This window comes from Corynebacterium sp. HMSC078H07, assembly GCF_001812805.1.
In the GTDB taxonomy this organism is placed as follows: domain Bacteria; phylum Actinomycetota; class Actinomycetes; order Mycobacteriales; family Mycobacteriaceae; genus Corynebacterium.
Genome location: NZ_KV810455.1, coordinates 32,253 through 49,253, shown reverse-complemented (window position 1 = coordinate 49,253; position 17,001 = coordinate 32,253). Strand labels below are relative to the sequence as shown.

The 17,001-nt window shown below is 55.9% G+C and carries 17 protein-coding genes and 2 pseudogenes; 6 read left to right on the top strand and 13 right to left on the bottom strand.

Going from position 1 to position 17,001, the window contains the following annotated elements; genetic code table 11:
• Positions 1 to 46: 46 nt before the first annotated feature.
• A complete protein-coding gene (locus HMPREF2875_RS03245) occupies positions 47 to 643 on the bottom strand; it encodes a hypothetical protein (protein ID WP_246817019.1) in 597 nt (198 codons plus the stop codon).
• A 43-nt stretch (positions 644 to 686) separates the two neighbouring features.
• On the opposite strand from HMPREF2875_RS03245, the gene HMPREF2875_RS03240 reads away from it, so the two are divergent.
• Positions 687 to 1,037 (top strand): trypsin-like serine protease, encoded by a 351-nt coding sequence (locus tag HMPREF2875_RS03240; protein ID WP_083280872.1) that lies wholly within the window; start codon positions 687 to 689, stop codon positions 1,035 to 1,037.
• A 392-nt stretch (positions 1,038 to 1,429) separates the two neighbouring features.
• On the opposite strand, the gene HMPREF2875_RS03235 is transcribed toward HMPREF2875_RS03240, so the two are convergent.
• The 6 genes and pseudogenes from HMPREF2875_RS03235 to HMPREF2875_RS03210 all read right to left on the bottom strand — a co-directional run bounded on the left by HMPREF2875_RS03235 (position 1,430) and on the right by HMPREF2875_RS03210 (position 5,806).
• Positions 1,430 to 2,191 (bottom strand): NYN domain-containing protein, encoded by a 762-nt coding sequence (locus tag HMPREF2875_RS03235; protein WP_070670319.1) that lies wholly within the window; start codon positions 2,189 to 2,191, stop codon positions 1,430 to 1,432.
• A 961-nt stretch (positions 2,192 to 3,152) separates the two neighbouring features.
• Positions 3,153 to 4,046: pseudogene (locus HMPREF2875_RS13890) on the bottom strand (IS3 family transposase); the annotation flags it as partial.
• A 62-nt stretch (positions 4,047 to 4,108) separates the two neighbouring features.
• Positions 4,109 to 4,258, bottom strand: a pseudogene (locus HMPREF2875_RS13170) (tryptophan-rich sensory protein); the annotation flags it as partial.
• 58 nt (positions 4,259 to 4,316) lie between these two features.
• Positions 4,317 to 4,736 (bottom strand): hypothetical protein, encoded by a 420-nt coding sequence (locus tag HMPREF2875_RS03220; protein ID WP_070754675.1) that lies wholly within the window; start codon positions 4,734 to 4,736, stop codon positions 4,317 to 4,319.
• Complete coding sequence (locus HMPREF2875_RS03215; protein ID WP_168165559.1) at positions 4,729 to 5,211, bottom strand: helix-turn-helix domain-containing protein; 483 nt, start codon at positions 5,209 to 5,211, stop codon at positions 4,729 to 4,731. Before HMPREF2875_RS03215 ends, HMPREF2875_RS03220 begins: the two co-directional genes overlap by 8 nt.
• A 67-nt stretch (positions 5,212 to 5,278) precedes the next feature.
• Positions 5,279 to 5,806 (bottom strand): hypothetical protein, encoded by a 528-nt coding sequence (locus tag HMPREF2875_RS03210; RefSeq protein ID WP_070670200.1) that lies wholly within the window; start codon positions 5,804 to 5,806, stop codon positions 5,279 to 5,281.
• A gap of 964 nt (positions 5,807 to 6,770) precedes the next feature.
• On the opposite strand from HMPREF2875_RS03210, the gene HMPREF2875_RS03205 reads away from it, so the two are divergent.
• A complete protein-coding gene (locus HMPREF2875_RS03205; protein ID WP_070670197.1) occupies positions 6,771 to 7,004 on the top strand; it encodes a hypothetical protein in 234 nt (77 codons plus the stop codon).
• Positions 7,005 to 7,128: 124 nt separating this feature from the next.
• On the top strand, positions 7,129 to 7,392 hold the full coding sequence (locus tag HMPREF2875_RS03200) for a hypothetical protein (protein ID WP_070670195.1): 264 nt from the start codon (positions 7,129 to 7,131) through the stop codon (positions 7,390 to 7,392).
• On the opposite strand, the gene HMPREF2875_RS03195 is transcribed toward HMPREF2875_RS03200, so the two are convergent.
• From HMPREF2875_RS03195 to HMPREF2875_RS03180, 3 genes are all read right to left on the bottom strand, one after another.
• Entirely contained in the window at positions 7,389 to 8,060 is a 672-nt protein-coding gene (locus tag HMPREF2875_RS03195) for a DUF4276 family protein (RefSeq protein WP_070670192.1), read from the bottom strand. The two genes, HMPREF2875_RS03200 and HMPREF2875_RS03195, sit on opposite strands and share 4 nt — an antisense overlap.
• A 2-nt stretch (positions 8,061 to 8,062) precedes the next feature.
• On the bottom strand, positions 8,063 to 9,199 hold the full coding sequence (locus HMPREF2875_RS03190; protein ID WP_070670189.1) for an AAA family ATPase: 1,137 nt from the start codon (positions 9,197 to 9,199) through the stop codon (positions 8,063 to 8,065).
• 512 nt (positions 9,200 to 9,711) lie between these two features.
• Positions 9,712 to 10,593, bottom strand: a complete 882-nt coding sequence (locus HMPREF2875_RS03180; RefSeq protein ID WP_070670183.1) for a hypothetical protein — start codon at positions 10,591 to 10,593, stop codon at positions 9,712 to 9,714.
• 156 nt (positions 10,594 to 10,749) lie between these two features.
• Here HMPREF2875_RS03180 and HMPREF2875_RS03175 point away from each other — a divergent pair, with 156 nt between their 5' ends.
• Positions 10,750 to 11,331 carry a hypothetical protein gene (locus tag HMPREF2875_RS03175; RefSeq protein ID WP_070670181.1) on the top strand — a complete coding sequence of 194 codons (582 nt, stop codon included), beginning with the start codon at positions 10,750 to 10,752 and terminating at the stop codon, positions 11,329 to 11,331.
• Positions 11,332 to 11,340: 9 nt separating this feature from the next.
• On the opposite strand, the gene HMPREF2875_RS03170 is transcribed toward HMPREF2875_RS03175, so the two are convergent.
• Positions 11,341 to 12,768 (bottom strand): APC family permease, encoded by a 1,428-nt coding sequence (locus tag HMPREF2875_RS03170; RefSeq protein WP_070670178.1) that lies wholly within the window; start codon positions 12,766 to 12,768, stop codon positions 11,341 to 11,343.
• A gap of 461 nt (positions 12,769 to 13,229) precedes the next feature.
• Here HMPREF2875_RS03170 and HMPREF2875_RS03165 point away from each other — a divergent pair, with 461 nt between their 5' ends.
• Positions 13,230 to 13,751, top strand: coding sequence for a hypothetical protein (locus tag HMPREF2875_RS03165; RefSeq protein WP_070670174.1), 522 nt, complete (start codon positions 13,230 to 13,232; stop codon positions 13,749 to 13,751).
• 38 nt (positions 13,752 to 13,789) lie between these two features.
• A complete protein-coding gene (locus HMPREF2875_RS03160; protein ID WP_070670172.1) occupies positions 13,790 to 14,395 on the top strand; it encodes a hypothetical protein in 606 nt (201 codons plus the stop codon).
• A gap of 21 nt (positions 14,396 to 14,416) precedes the next feature.
• Here the strand turns inward: HMPREF2875_RS03160 and HMPREF2875_RS03155 are convergent, their stop codons facing one another.
• Both HMPREF2875_RS03155 and HMPREF2875_RS03150 read right to left on the bottom strand, forming a co-directional pair.
• Complete coding sequence (locus tag HMPREF2875_RS03155; protein WP_070670170.1) at positions 14,417 to 15,844, bottom strand: APC family permease; 1,428 nt, start codon at positions 15,842 to 15,844, stop codon at positions 14,417 to 14,419.
• A gap of 158 nt (positions 15,845 to 16,002) precedes the next feature.
• Complete coding sequence (locus HMPREF2875_RS03150; protein ID WP_070670168.1) at positions 16,003 to 16,908, bottom strand: UTP--glucose-1-phosphate uridylyltransferase; 906 nt, start codon at positions 16,906 to 16,908, stop codon at positions 16,003 to 16,005.
• Positions 16,909 to 17,001 lie beyond the last annotated feature (93 nt).

Here is a 17,001-nt window from a genome sequence, read left to right as displayed (position 1 = left end):
GCCAGCCCCCACGAACGCTGGACAATATCGCCTCTTCCTGCAGTAGCTATTCTTCCTTTTCTCTTTTTCTGGCCTGTCTGCGCTCACGCCTTCGGGCACGCTTTGCTGTGCGGATATCGGCGACCCAACGCGGAACAAAAGGCCATGGAAGCGGAACCCCGACCGCGCCCGTAAAACCAATGACTCCGATAACGAAAGCTGCCGCGAGCCAAACCTTCAGCAGCGTGTAGACAAACTCGGGAGGGTTGACACTTGCGACCAACCCCATGGCGCCGCCAGCGCCCATAATGAGCGAGCAGTAAGGATAAATGAAAAGGACACCATCACTTGCTGCGCCTACAGAGTCGACATCGTCGTACCACTTTTCCGATCTGGGTTGCCTCCGCACGCACCTAATGTAGTAGGTCCAGTAGAGCACCATGACAAGCACTAACCCGGCGTATACAAGCAACTCAGTAAGTTCGCCGTTCACAGAATAGGCCTCCCGTGGCTGCCGGTTGCGGTATGTATAAAAGCTACCAGCGCCTGCTGAGATGAGGCTTAGGATGAAAACGACACATGGATGCGGGCAAGCGCCCGAACCACGGACGCAGACTTTGACCTTTTGGAAGCTGATCCCGCCACCGGAAATAATAGAAATCAAGGCAAATGCCTAAGAACAAAACTCGGGGCACTTCAAACCGTCCATCGACGTCGACCGTTTTGAGAAGGGCCCCAAGTCCGATCTCGCCTTGCTGCACCTCGAAATACCGAAGGAGCTCGACAAGTACGCCAAGGTCGCGGACGGCCATCAGTACCACGACGGTGAGGAAGCCGACTTCTACGGCTTCGGCAAGGGCTTCAAGGACGAAGACGTGGACTGGCTACAAATGGCACGTATGAAGGTCATCGCCCAGCGCGACAACATCAATGCCGGCGAGGTCACCACCATGCACGGCATCACGGGCAGCTCCAACCACGGCGACTCCAGCGGACCGGTGTTCACCAAGGACGGCGAGCTCATCGCCATCGACGTCATGGGCTCCCGCTTCGTGTGATTTGACCCCTACACCGTATACCTCAAGTATTACCGCGACCGGACTCGCGATACGGCGGGCGTCTAACGCCTCCAGACCCACTGCGCGAGCTTCCCCCGGGGGTCAGTTCCCGACAGCAGTCGATTTTGATGTTTGCGCTCCTCTTATTCGAGGCGCGATTTGGGAGTTCGCGGAAAAGATCGCCGTTAAGGTCCGGTCTACAACTGCGGCGGGCAGGTTAGAACGAGGGGGTTCATACGCTTTTTGACATGGACTCCGGTGGGGCCATCTTGCGAGAAGCAGAACTTCCAGATACATCTTAACGGCGCGGTGGGCCGACGTTCGAGTATGACTGCTGCCGCGCTGCGCAAGACGCGAAGAACTAGACCCAGTGGTAAATCGAGGCTATTGAGCTATAGTTCTTCGTCAACCTCAGCGGTTTGTTCCGGAGTAGTTCCATATAAAGGATCGTCTTGATTCTTGGGTGGTTTGAGAACGCACTCACGGACACCATCAACATGTTCATTTAAGCTCTCAGAGACTGAGGCCCAGAGCGGGTCTAATATGAAATCGATTCCTGACCTACGCGCATGCTTAGCTGCGGGGACGAAATCGCTATCACCTGAAATCATGATGATTTGATTCACAAGTCCGCGTTCTGCCAGGGAAGCTATATCCAAGCCTATCCGCATATCTACTCCCTTCTGAGTGATATCCAGTGAGAAGTCTCGCTCAGTCAGATCTGAAACTTCAATTTCCCCGCGACAGAGCCTCTTTAGCGGCCTAGATTTAAGGGTATACCCATTTTGGGTTTCAAGTTCTTCGCCTCGGCGTAAAGCGACTTTTCGCTTCTTTACGATTTCTTCTAGAAAGTCTATCATCCAGCGGTATTCCTCAGTTTTTCCGAGGTTCTTCTGTGTCTGCGTTAGCGGATGAAACAGCACCTTCGATGAAGGCTTGCAGTCGTAGTAGAAGATTCTATAGAGACTGCTTCCGGACTCCCGTATGTGCCTATGGCAATACCCTAAAAGTTCGTTTGCTCGATCTCGCGGATTTTTCTCGCCGAAGAGAACTCGCGCACGGTGTCTGTAAAACCCTCCGTCTACCAATATGGCCGTGACAATTGGTCGCCGAGGGAAATCATTAGCCGATTTCCCTGAAGAGTGCTTTCCCATTTTAACCTTCTGAAGAACTAGTTGGGGCCCAGTCATCGGCGCTCTCCTTATCGGTGGAGGGTCAACGGCTAGGCCCAGTAAGTCGATAATATCACAGGTTCCCTCGTCAAAGTCAATATTCGTTCCGTCCTGTGGTTCGACGAGATGCTCAAAGAATGCTCTACGACATGGGAGCGAGGCTGTCGGGGAGCGAGAACGGTCAGTCCATATTAAAATTCCGGGGGATATAACTGCTCCATTAATGGACGGTAAAACAGCCAGACTTCAGCGCATCGAGAAGACCGGCGTGCTCGTAGCTTATCGATCGACCTGGCTCGAAGCTGACATCACATCACAAGTCAATCCTGACCAAGCCTGACCTCGCTCGAGCCATAAGGCATTAGTGTTGAGAAATGAACGATAGGTGGTGCCGAGAATGGTGGCGCCGCAGCCTGTAGTGGAGAGCATGGCGCCATAAGAGGTCAATCTCGCCGTGCTGATCGGAGCCTTTAGAGGGATAAACTACGTACAAGTAGGCCGGATGAGGGATAAATGAAGGTCACGAGTGTTCCCAAACGAACGCTACCGCACGCAAAGAATCCTTTCACCCTTTGCAGGTCAGGGCTAAGTAACAAAAGTGTGTCTGATTCCAGTCGTTGATCCTGTCCAGGGTTAAGACCAATGCGCCGTACTTGGTGCACGCCAGTCCCTGGGCGCGGTGGGAACGAGTGCCGATAAAGCCCTGGTAAGATCATTTGTTGTCGCCTTAAAGCGTAAATTCCTGCGTAACCGGAAAGTCTTTGAGAATCCCCATCACCTGCCGCCAAGAATTCTCCCGAAAGTGCTTGCGCTACAACTCGCGCAGACGACACTCCTACTGCAATCTTCTAGCCTCCCCGGATGACTTCGAAGCACTCACATTAGCTACGCTATCCCAAAACATAGCTAGCCGCCGACATGTCTACTTTCCGGGGTTCAGGCCCGCCATCGTGAGGGCTTCTTCGACCAACTCCGTGCGCATGTGGTCAGCGACCGCGAAACCGGTCAACTGCCGCCAATAGCAGTCGATGACGGTTGCCAGGTACATATTCGACCCGTCCGCGATCGGCAGGTACGTGATATCGCCGACGTAGATGGTGTTCGGCTTCTCCGCGGTGAACCGGCGTTTCAGCAGGTCGGGCAACTTCGGAGCCCGTTTCGCAGACACGGTGGTTATCACCCGGCGTTTTTTGGTGTAGCCGAACAGGCCCATCTGGCGCATCAACCTGGCGGTGCGCTTGTGATTGAAAAGGTCGTCGTTGGCTGGATCGGAGTTAATGGCCGCCGTCACGCGTTTCGCCCCGTAACAGCCGTTCTCGGCCGTGAACACGGCCTTGATCCTCGCTTCCAGCACCGCGTCGTCAAGGGCGCGTCGCCGGCGGGCAGGAGCAGCAGATTTCCATTTGTAATACGAGGACCGGTTGATCTTTAAAAACCTCACATAACCGCTTGACCTCGTAGAGGCCTCGGTTGTCATCAACGAACCGGAAGCGGTTTATCAGTTCGTCTCTTCCGCAAAATATTTGGCCGCCTTGCGGAGGATCTCTCGCTCCTCCCGGAGCTTGGCGTTTTCGCGTTCCAGCACGCGGATGCGTTCGGCGTCGGAGAGTCCTTCAGCAGGCGTGCGTGCGCTGTTGGCTGCGGCAATGGGGCTGGCGACTTTTTCACCGTTGGCGTTGGTTTTGGTGCCGGTGCCGAAGGCGTCGAGCCAGGTGCGCAGGGAGTTGCGGTTGACCCCGAGATCGGAGGCGATCGCGTTGAGCGTTGCTCCGGGGGTCGACTCGTACAACGAGACTGCGTCGCGCTTGAACTGCTCGGTGTAGGTCTTGCGTGGCACGGTGGAAAGGTACCTCACTTCCCCAGCGAGATGCTGGTTTCAACGTGTCCACCACCAGGGGGTCAGGTCCGGTCAGACTTCCAGGCGCGGCGCACGAGGTCCGCGGAGCTTGCGCCTAGGGCACCGGCCCAAGCGGTGGCCAGTCTCTTATGCTTCGAGCGGAAGAAGAGGCCGCTCCAGCCGGCGTTCAATGCGAGGTTCGCACCGAGAGCCGCGGCATGCTTGCGCGCTTGGAAAGGCCATCCGCCTTATCCCAAGGAACGGCACGGACTACTCCGTTTCCTTGTCCGCAGCGTCTTGGCGTAGGGCTTCCAATTGCTCTTGCGGAATCGAGGGTGCTGACACGCCAAACTTAGGCGCTAGGTTTTGCAATTCGTAATTGACCACAGCAACGAGCTCATCAAGCTTGTAGCCCAAGAGAAGCTGAGCCAATTCTTCCGGCGTTAACTCTTTATGTTCCGGCTTTGGCCAGTTACCACGCAGGGCCAGCGCCAACTTCGCGCGCTCCGGCACGTCAACATCAATGCGAACTTCAAGCACCAGAGTCTCACGAGTCTGACCTTGCGAAACCTGGAAAGATACTTGGCCTTTCGTTTGCACTACATCCTTCGACTGTTGTTCCCCGATGCGCTGCCCCTCAGCACGAAGCAACTGCCACGTCGCATAGCCAGCCCGTTGTTCTTTAGACAAGAGTCCCCTCCATTGTGTAGTCCATCTGCTGCAGTACTCCTGTTTCGGCGGACTCTACCGGGGCAGCGAATACAAAGTCCGTTCCCAGCTGACCACGGCCAGCCTCTGGGAATTGTTCGTGAGCCTCATTCGCGTTTGCCAAAGCGGTAATCCGCCGAGCAATTTCTTCTTTAAGCTCGGCATAGGGAGCACTTCCGTGCTGGATACGACCATCTACTACAACGTGCGCCACATACGCTTCAACGGAGTTTGCGTACGCACGAATCATCTTCATTGTGTGGTTCTTCTTCCCAAGTCCCACCAATGATTCAAACTTGGTGACAACAGAGCGGTCGACACCCATGCGCGATGCCACCTCGCTTTGCGTCATGCCTCGCAGTTTTCGAAACTCCACGAGTTGCTCAATGAGGTCCATTTGCGACCCGATGAGGTCCCCGGGCAACGCATTCTTCGGCTTGATCGTTAACTTCGCCATTATCAATTCACCCATGCTTCCCTATGTTCCATCCCATCATAAGCTATGTGCATTTTAATGCACATCCCTATTTCGGCGGCCATGGCCGAAAAGTGACCCGATTTTTCTGACACCATTGCTTACCTAGACGCATAGCCAGCAAAATGTCTCGATCCTGCGCCTCGTTAGTCTTACGAACCCCCTGACGCGTGTTATCAAAGATCCGCTTTTCTTTACACAAGCTCACAAGCATCTGGTGGGCCGGTTCACCCGGCCTCGAAGAAATATCGAGGAAGTACAGTCGAAAATGACGGTCCTCGCCATTCCCACCAGTTCCCCACCCTTTCAACTCGCCTAACCATGGCGGGTTCAGAATTTCCTTGAGAACCCTCCTGCCCGATGGCTCCACCAATGCAACGTCATCCTCTCGGGCGCCACGTTCGCCCCAACGCAGCAAAAGTTGTTGCATCTCGAGAAAAGCATCTTCATCGATACCCTCAAGATTCTGGAACTCATCCAACGCCCCCGGCAGAAACTCCCAACGCGTCAGCCCCTCGTCCGCATTGACTGCCGGCAGATACACGTGAGGCATCTCCGGAAACTCGAAATCATCCACTAGTTCCTCCCGAACTCCCCTACGCAGATATGCCCTTCAAATCTCACCTTCCGCCGTGACAAGCTCCAGCCGTGCCTGCACAGCGGTATCGTTATTCATGTTTTCTCCTGACCCCGGCACGCGTCGGCGAGTGCGATGTTGTCAATACTTTCGACAGTACGCGATTACACTAAATCATGACCTCCCGCGTCGAGCCTCTCTTTGATTTCCCCACTGTGAAAGGCCTTCATGCCGCACGTCGATGCCACCGCCGGGCCCGACCCGCTTTCACCCTGCTCACTATTGAGTCCTCTGCCGCCGCCCAGCTTGCCGACGCCCCGACCATCCCCTGGTACATAGCGCTTATCCAGAACTTTTGGGCTGAGGTTTACCCTCGATGGTGTGCGCTGCCTCGACGGCTTCAAGCGGAGTGTCACCGGCGTTCATTCAGTATGGCTCAGCCTCTAGCCACTTACGCGGTGGAGCCTCTGCTTCGTGCACAGCCGCGGTGAGGAGGTGCAGTGGACGCGGGCCCTGATGTATGAGGGCCTCGCTAAGCGAGGTCCCGTTGCGGACACCTAGCAATGGGAACCCCGCCCCACGCGCCCGCACATTGGTGCACGACGTGGCCTACCTGCCGCACGGCCGCACGCTGCTCAGCACAGGCTCCCGCATCACCACCCTCATACGCACCGGCTCACTGTACCTTCAAGACCGCCCTAGCTGCGCCCAGAGTGCTTTCGGAGTGTAGAGAAGACCAACACCGATGAATCAGAATTCCACAGCCTCAGTGAGGCGTTGACCGCGCTGCGGGAGCTCGTTAGAACTGGGGTATGGAAGGAGCGGGCGCTTAGCAACGCCTTTCTCAGGCCCCTCTACCCTAGTCCTGCAGCAAAACGACTGCCCATTTTAATGGTGCCTGCGTTACTCTGAGTAACACTACAAGATACCTTGGTTGCACAGCCGAACGGAGGTAAATAAGACAGTGAAAAATTTCATCATCACATACCGCAGGAAGTCCGGCGAATCCCGCATTACGCAATTTCACGACTCGGTTCAAGCAATCAGGGAGCGCCTTCGCTTCGAAGCTGAAATCAGCGATTCTGACATCGAGATTGCCCACATTTCCGCGCGGTCACTCGAATCCCTAAAGAAATCCCATTCGCGCTACTTCATGGGAAAAGTTGAGCTTGATTGCAAGCTGATGGACGCAAACTAAGGCACCATTAGTTTACTTCCCATGGTCGGCTCCTCGGTACCCCAATATCGATCCCTACGTACCAAATGGTGAGCGTTGGTGGCACCTTGATGTTCAGCGCTACAACGGCGAATACATCGGCCTCGTGCACGTTATCCCGAGCGAAACTGTCCAGAGGGGCAACCTGTACCTACTTCGCTCCAAAGACGGCATCACTTGGAAGCGCTCAGAGACGCCAATCATTTCACATGAGGAGTCCGGCTACCCCAACCTCTATAAATCCGCCCTAGTCCCCCACGGCAACGGGGACGACCTCACCTTCGAGCTGTACTACTCCGGTTTTAGCGAAGACCGTGCTGACTGGCGCAGCAACCGCACCGTAGCGGAGCGTGTCCACGCGGACTTCTAATCAAGAAACTCGTCTACCCACTGTGCAAAAGTGGGGCATGCTTCCTTCAGGATGGGCCATGGAACCTCATTGAGTATTCGTGGCCCATCAATTTGTTTTTCATAGCGCTTGCCTAGCTTGTCTTCCCACCACTTCGCCACACGATGAGACGGTGAAGTTACTACTGAGCCGTTAATAGCTTCTACATCACCGTGCGCCTTCGTTACAGCTGCTTGCGCTTCTCGGACAACAGCGGGCTTTTCCTTGGTGGTTTCAGAAGCCAGTGCCGCAATCACGAGTGTCTCAAACTCATAGAGGACGGGGCCAACCACTAATTTGTTTCCGTCAACGTCAAGACCTTTGAGGATCGATTCCGTTGCGTCACGTTTCACCGCATTCCGGAGTTCGGAGCCAACAAGCTCAGAATGCGTCTTCTGGAATTCTGACCCGTAGACATCGAAGAGAACACCTACTTTGTCTATCCCCGGGTTCCTCAAGAAATTGCGCGCAGGATCCACCATATGCTTCCACGCGCCTCCACCACGAGCGCTGATGCCACGTTTATTCGTGCCAGTCTTTGGAGGATTCGTGACTACATAGATGCCTTTGGAAGCCGCTAGCTGAACCAAAATACGCTCGGCAAACTGCTGTTCCGTTTGCCCCTCGACAATCAGGTGACGCACGGACATATTCACAGTGCTTCCTCGTACCGTAGATTTCCGCCCAAGAGGTTCATCCGCCACATCTCTCCTAGGGTGTAGTCGCTCAAGAACGCTTCCAGCTGTTCTTCAGATGGAGAAACTACTTGACTCTCTCCATTATTCCTCGTTAGTACCGCCACGTTGTGCACAGAGAATTCATCAAGAAGGAGTGCCGACTGCGTAGCGACCACGCATTGACGGCCTGCATGGGCAGCCTTGCGCAATAGTGCCGCCAACTGCACGATGGCATGTGGGTGCAGGCCCAACTCTGGCTCATCAAGAACAATGCACTGTGGTCTATCAGGCGCAAGCAACAACGTTGCAAGGCAGATAAATCTCAGCGTGCCATCACTAAGCTGCGCCGCGTTAAAAACCGTATCAAGGTTCTTCTGCGCCCACCTCAAACGCACGTTGTCTTGCGAAGCTCCTTCCGGGACCAAGACGAAGTCATCGAAAAAAGGGGCCACGTTGCGTATTGCCGAGACAATCTCAAAATAGTCATCAGGAAGCTCGGCCTTTAGCCGCAGAAGGTACGCAGCTATATTGCCAGCATCGGGATGAAGACTTAAGTTGTCGGCCACCGAAGAAAAGGTTTTCGGTGGGGCCTGGGAACCGACTTCGTCGAAGTGAAATACCCGAATACCGGCAAGAAGTGGGCGAACATATTCAGCAAAGCGCTGCTCCTTACCGCTGAGTTTCTCTAAAGCAGTCTCAGTTCCAGCCGGCAGCGGGCTATCGTACGGCGCCGCATACTTCTTGCGGTCGTGGAAGGTCAACCACTCCTCGAGAAAAGCGCTATCCTCATCTGTGCTCCTGAGACGCGCAATATATCCATTTGATGTGTCGGCATCGTTGGGGCTGAACTGCACATTCAAGGAAAGAGCTGAATCACGCCCTTGTGGTCCAACGTGGAGGAGATTATTCATCCCGCCACGTGCGAGCACATAATTTTGAAGTCGACTCTTCATGATGTGGGCCATCAGTTCAAAACTTCGGATGATGTTGGATTTGCCTGCACCGTTTGCACCGATGAGAACTGTCACGTCCGGTGCCAAGGTGAGCTTTACATCCTTGATGGACGCAAAGCCTTTAACGGCGACGTACTCAATTGGCTGAATGGTGCTCATACAGGAAACAATACAATCTTGTTCCCCGCCGGGCGCGTCACCGTGAGCTAAGCCCGCCGTCGGCATACCCCCGTTCAATTGGGGCGGAGAGTGCCCACACGCTTTTGCGTTCAACATCATATTCGAACAAGTAAGTTTGGACTCCACTATTAATGCGGAGTACCCGCTTGCCGGCCCCATAGTCCTTGAACTTGTACTCCACCTTCTCCTCTGGCCCAGCCACCGCAACAGCGGTGAGCAGTCCGAAGTCCCGGCTCGCGCGTCCGAAGCCCACACTTCACGTGTCAGTAGGCTTTTCGTTGCGGAAAATAATGCCCCGCAGCTTCACGCCGATAATCCGGCGTGTACTTCTTGCGCTGTTGCCTCACAATGAACATCCTCTCCTACGGACAAAAGATCCGTACAAATAGGGTGCCCACTAAACGGGGGTTACCTCATAGAGGTTCATGCCCTAGCTTTCCAGTGTTATCCCCAGGACAAGAAGAGCTCCAACAGAGCAATTAGTAGCTCTATTACCTCCACCGCCGCCTGCGATACTCAACCCGAACTGGAATCTCGTTGGGTTCTAATGGTCTGTCAGGGGTCTCGCGGATAGTATACGGCGTTATCTGCTCCGCAAGTAGTTCCTGCCGGTACATTTGGGCAATCTCTGGTTGTTTCTCTTCAATAATCTCGATTAGCCGCTTAGCCAAGTCGAAAAGCCTTGCCCCCTCTGCTTCTGCCGCAAGTTCTCGTTCGTACTTCCGTACCGCAGCAAACCCGCACCATTCACGCCAGAGTTCAAACATCGGCCGGTAGTGCTCACAATAGGATTCCCATTCCCATCGCGCAGAAATAATTCCCTGATGCTCTCGGAGCTTAAATTTCCACTCCTTCTCTTCTTTTTCCACGACCTCAAGCACTTCATCAGGAGAGACTTCCGCGAATCTTTGCACAATGCGGACCCCGCCTAGAGGAGATATTTGCAGCCCTTCCTCGCAGGGGGCGGTTAGCACTCCCTCCAAAAGCACGTCCAATGGGGAATCTACTAGTTGTTCAAGCGCTTTCGGATCGGTGACTATGAAATCATCGTCGCTTCCCAGCTCCATGGCTTCTCCTAGGCGGCAACTCTCAATCATGAAACTTGCGGCACTGTCTTCCTCTTCCCCACTTCGTTGCGCGTGAAGCCTGACCTGATGATTCACTAGTTCATCAATCTCAGCGGCCTTGGCCCACGGTCCCTTAATTCGCGGCCGTGGGACCTTTCGGATGGATCCATCCTCAAGCTCTAAGGAGTACCGAAACGAGGCCTTCCCCGAAGGCTGAATGTCCACAACCCGAGCTTTTAAAGATTGTCCGACGATGGAATCGCTTTCCCTAAACGCAACGACGTCTCCAACCTCGACCTTGTCCATTAGCCCATTCCTCGCTTCTCGACGCCAACCGAACACTGCCCTTTCAAAGTCTAGTGCTAATGCGTGTGGTCAGCGCCGTGCTTGCCGACGTCTCCCTCACCAATTCGACCACGCAATCCCAGGACACCGCACTTTTCTAGGACTACAGTCTCCCCTATGCATAAACTCTCTTCTCTCACTCTCGCCGCCGCAACGGCATTGACACTCTCCGCTTGCAGCGACAATGATCCGATTACGTCCGAGTCCCCAGATCCCGTCGCTGCCGAAGAAACAACAACGGCTGAAGAATCAGCTTCGGCAGACATCGCCGACAGTGCTTCAACCACCACCGAGGAAGACGAAGGTCCCTCCCCCACCCGAGCTGACGAGCAGCAAGAGGAAGACGCTGGCGAACAGACCATCAACGCCAGCCAAGTCGGCGGCGACTGCGGCGTGACACCAGAGGGCGACACAATCTTCGCCGGCAGCGCTACCTCTTGTGAGTTTGCCGCGGCCATGTTTGGTCCTGCCAAGAAGGCCAGCTACGCCCTCTACCAAGCAGACCCCACGGTCAATCCTCTTTACACTGCAGACATCACTGCTAAAAGCCCCGTTACCGGTGAGAGCTACCCGCTCACCTGCCAAATTAGCAGCGATTTAGCTGGTCTGAGTTGCCGCAAACCTGGCGATAACAGCGTGCTCGCCATCTTCACCTCGGATGCCCGCGACTGGCCGCAGCGTCTGAACACTGCGGACTAACCACCCCAGCTATTCCAGAATCAACGATGCCGTCTTCTCCGGCGGCACGTCCCGCAATTGCCGGCGCTTAACGGACCACGACGCCAGCCCCAGCACAATCCAAACCACCAGTGCGATAAGCGGCGCTGTTCCCAGCATGCCGGGCGAGCCAGGGATAAAGAGCAGCGCCATGAACGCGACGGAAAGGATGCACCCGACCAAGGCAATCAGCTCGTAGAACTTGTTTGGTTCAATGGGCTTCGTCATTCCAGGCACGTGTCCAGTGCGGGCAATCTTCCATGCACAGAAGCATGCGTAGAAGTAAGCCACTGTAATACCGGTGCTGGACATATCGACGACCCAGGTCAGGGCTGCACGCCCAAACCATGGGGTGACGAGGCACACTGCGCATACCAAGAGAATCGCGTTGCGCGGCGTGCGCCCTTGTCCTTTGAGCTCGCCCAACCGGCGCGGAACCAAGTTTGCGCGGCCCAAGGTAAACAGCACTCGGCTTGCCGCTGTATAGAAGCCATTGAGTCCGGTGAGCACGCCCGCGCTCACGGCAACGACCATGAGCACCAATCCAGCGGGTCCCATCACTTCGCTAATGGCTGCAGCCGGCGGCCATGCATCGCCCTCGAAATCACTGTGGTTGGCGCCCACGGCAATCGACGTCGCCAGCATCATCGCGATATAAATCGACGTCGCCACGGAAATACCCCACAGCAGAAGCCCAAGAGCCTTCCGCGGAGAGAAGTTAAACTCGCCCGCCAGCTGCGGAATGGAATCAAAGCCCACGTAGGCCCACGGGGCAAAAGCGATGATGGTCGCCACCGCCGCAACAGGCGGCACATCTACGGGAAAAGCGGGAGCAAGCTCCGGGCGCTCGACGACGTAGTAGATCACCATCGACGCCACAATGACCACCACCGCCAGGATCATGAGCACAACAGCAAAGAACTGGAACTGGCCAGAGAGTGCTGCACCTTTAGAGTTCAACCACGCAAACCCAATGATGAACAGTGAGCAAATCACTACTTCGGGGAGATAGATGGGCCACCCGGCGACGTCGTAAAGCGCGCCCTGCATAACCAGCTCAGGGAACGTGACGCGGAAGACGAGCGTGACCGCCGACGCATTCAACGCGACAACGCACGAATACCCAAGTGTTAGCGCCCACCCCGCGATAAACGCATGAGTCCGGCCGAGCGCAGCCATAGCGAACGCCACACCACCACCGGTCAGCGGCAGCGCGCGAATGGTAAAGCCGTAGCTCAAACCGATAACCGCAATCATGAGACCACCGATGACAAAACCGATGAGTGTTCCAGCAAGCCCCGCCTTCTGCATCCAGTCGAACGGCAGGATATAGGCGCCCCAGCCAATCGCCGCGCCCAACGCCATGGCAAAGACCCACGAGGGCTTCATCGTTTTCCGCAGTGTCGCATTCTCCGACATGTAGTTTCACTCCAGACAATTCACCTTGAGCGCCAGGACCTTGCGGACGATCCCAGCGCGCGTATCTGGCAAGTCTAGAGATTCTTGATTAGGTGTGCTGCAGATCTAAGAGATTTAACGCGGGGTTCCACCTCTCATTCCATGAACGCAACCGATGGTGGCCATTGGAGAGCCCGGTTACCAAACACTCGCATGCCCTGCGCTCTTGCGAAGTCACTACGGGTTGGCTCAAGGATCGCACCCCAACTCCCGCACAAGGCGCTTGACGACGTCCCCCTTGTGTCTAACCCCCCCCGTCGCATAGCGCCGGCAACTGTTGCAACCCAACCGCCACCCAGACTGCGTGTCGCTTCGCCAAGAAGCCGCACCGATCCGGGGTCCTTCATAAACCAAGACGCACGTGACGCTAGTTCGCCGAGAAATTCCGTTTCCTCTCGCCGCATCGTCCCCGCGCCAACTCTATGCATTCTCCCCAGGTATCGACATCCGCATGCTTATTTTCGTCGGGCAATCTCCGCACTGAGAAACGTGGCATCACCCTCAAAGACCTCCACCTGTCCGGCGCCGGCTCCTGGCAGTTCTACCTGGCCACGTTCTTTACCGCCGCCATCTGGCTGGGTACGTGGCTGAAGTGGGGCGACCGCCGGTGCTTTTCCGGCGCCGCCCCGCGTGAATTGGCCCGGGGTGCCGGCATCGGCATCGCGCTCATCATCCCGTTTCTCCTCGGCGCCCTTATCGTGCGCTCCATCCCTGCCTTGGCCGGGCCGGTGAGTGACCTGCCGGACAACATGTGCCACGGCAGCGTCCCCATGACGCTGGCCACGCTCGTCATCAACGGCGTGGGCGAGGAACTCTTCTTCCACGACGTGGCACGCCGCGCGCTTTCCGACATCTCCTCCCCCACCCCCTCACTCATCTCCCAGGTTGCTCTCTACATCGCCGTCACCGCTGCCATGGGCGTTTCAAACATTTTTCACGAATAAGCAGGTCAGACCACCATTCCCGTATATACTTCTGTGCTATGCATAAACTCTCTTCTCTCACACTCGCTATCGCCACAGCATTCGCGCTGACCGCATGCAGCACTGACACCTCTTCCCCAGCCACATCACCTGACACCGACAACGTCGACGACACCACGGTTACCCTGGAGGAAACGACCACCGAAGACAGTGATGACGACACGAGCACAGAAAAAGACTCCACTCCCTCCCCAACTACCACCACGGACGACGATGACGCCGACGATGAGGTTGAAGACGACGCAGAGGAAAACACCACGAATGCCAGCCAGATTGGCGGCAACTGCGGTACGACCCCGCAGGGCCACCCCATCACTGCCGGAAGCGCCACGTCCTGCGAGTTCGCGGTAGCCATGTTCGCCCCGGCCTCAAAGGCCACCTACACAATGACCCCGTACGACTCTTCAAACCCCACGGTCGGCTCCCTCTACACCGCTCACATCACCGCCAAGAGCCCCGTGACTGGTGAGGACTATGACCTCATCTGCCGCATCGCCAGCGACCATGCTGACCTAACCTGCCAGAAGCCCGGCGATCGCAGCGTTTCCGGTTCCTTCAACTCCGCCGCACACGATTGGCCGGAGCGGGTGAATACGGTCGACTAGTTCGGCAGCGGGTCGCTTCCGCTATTCCAGAATCAACGATGCCGTCTTCTCCGGCGGCACATCCTTCAACTGACGGCTCTTGACGGTCCACGACACCAGCCCCAACGCAATCCAAACCACCAGCGCGATAAGCGGAGCCGTTCCCAGCATGCCGGGCGAGCCCGGGATAAAGAGCAGTGCCATAAACGCAACGGACAGAATACATCCAGCTAGAGCGAAGTACTCGTAAAACTTGCTGGGAGTGGTGGGCTTTGCCATGCCGGGAACCTTTCCAGTACGAGCGATCTTCCATGCACAGAAGCAAGTGTAAAAGTAAGCCACAGTGATACCCGCGCTCGACATGTCAACGACCCATGACAAGGCCGCACGACCAAACCACGGGGTAACGAGGCAGACCGCAGACACCAAGAGAATTGCGTTGCGCGGGGTGTGATGTTTGCTGTCGAGCTCACCCAAACGATGAGGAACCAAATCGGCTCGGCCGAGAGTGAACAAAACACGGCTAGCTGCAGTGAAGAACCCATTAAGCCCAGTCAGAACTCCGGCGCTCACCGCGACCACCATCAGTACCAATCCAGGTAACCCCATGACTTCGCGGATAGCCGCCGCGGGCGGCCATGCATCGCCTTCGTAGGCCTCGTGGTGTGTTCCTACAGCGATAGAGGTCGAGAGCATCATCGCCAAGTAAATTAAAGTGGCTGCAACTATTCCCCACATCAAGAGACCTAGAGCCTTCTTCGGAGAAAAATTGAACTCACCTGCTAGCTGCGGGATTGAATCAAAGCCAACATAGGCCCACGGAGCAAAAGCGACAATGGTCGCCACCGCCGCAACAGGCGACACATCTACGGGAAAAGCGGGGACAAGCTCTGGGCTCTCAGCGACGTAATAGAGCACCATCGACGCCACGATAATCACCACTGCCAGAATCATGAGCACAACGGCAAAGAACTGGAACTGTCCGGAGAGCGCAGCACCCTTAGAGTTTAACCACGCGAACACAATAATGAACAACGAGCAGATCACTACTTCGGGCAGATAAATCGTCCACCCGGCAACGTCATAAAGCGCACCCTGCATCACCAGTTCAGGGAACGTGACACGGAAAACGAGCGTGACCGCCGACGCATTCAACGCCACAACGCACGAGTACCCCAGCGTCAGCGCCCAGCCTGCGATAAACGCATGAGTCCGGCCAAGTGCAGCCATAGCAAATGCCACACCACCACCGGTCAGCGGCAGCGCACGAATGGTAAAGCCATAGCTTAAACCAATAACGGCAATCATCAGGCCACCGATGACAAAACCGATGACCGTTCCAGCAAGCCCCGCCTTCTGCATCCAATCAAACGGCAGAATGTAAGCTCCCCAGCCAATCGCCGCACCCAACGCCATGGCGAAAACCCACGAGGGCTTCATGGATTTCCGCAAAGCCTTCTGTTCCGACATTAATCCTCACTCCAAGCGTCTCAACGATTCGCGCTCAGCCCTGCAGACTTTCCACGCGAAGGTTTCCAATAAGTCTAAACGCTGAAGTTTCATAGCGCTGAACACCGAACGATATGGGTTCTTAATCCTAGATCAGCAGGAAATTCACGCTTCCTTTGCTAGCCGAGCTCGGACCGATACTTTTCCATGATCGATTCCAAGTCATGGAATAGAGCCGGTCCGTACTTCGGATGGCGCAAGCCAAATTCCACGCTGGCCGGGATAAAGCCGGCTGGGTTGCCAAGGTCATGGCGGATGCCGTCGTGGACCACGACGTGAACGGGATGGCCTTCCGAGATAAGCAAATCAATTGCGTCAGTCAGTTGAAGCTCCCCGCCTTTGCCTGGTTCGATGCGGCGAAGGGCATCAAAAATCGCACGATCCAGCAGATAGCGTCCCGTAGCCACCAAGTTTGACGGTGCATCCTCAGCTGCAGGCTTTTCCACCATGCCCACGACCTTCTTCACGCCGTCCTCGTCGGTGTCCTCAATGTCAAACACGCCGTAGTTCGACACGTGCGCTGGGTCTACCTCCACAGCTAACAGCACCGATCCTCCATGCTCCTGGCGCACCCGAATCATCTCACTCATGGCAGCAGTTGGCTCAATGACATCGTCAGGAAGCATGACAGCAAAGTAGTCCTCGTCATCGTCCAAGACAGACTCCGCCAAACCAACAGCGTGCCCTAGGCCCAAAGGCTTGTCCTGGACAATAGCAACGGGGTCAATGATCTGCGCGGCGCGCTCAACCTTCGCTGCCTGCTCATCCTTTCCACGAGCACGCAGGATCTCAACTAGGTCAGGAAACTCATCGAAATGGCGCATGACCTCATCCTTGTTAGGCGAGGTCACAATAGCTAGCCGTGTTGCCCCGGCCCCCGCGGCTTCCTCAGCAATCATCTCAATGCCGGGAGTGTCGACGACAGGCAAAAGCTCCTTCGGGACAGTCTTCGTCGCAGGCAGGAAACGCGTACCCATACCCGCTGCGGGGACAACAACAGTGCGGACGGTAGTGGAATGAGCCATAGCTCAATCTTAATGCACTGGGAACCCAGCATCCGGCCTCGGCCTACTAAAGAACGTAAGTTGTGGCGCACGCGCTTGTCGATGTCCACCCGT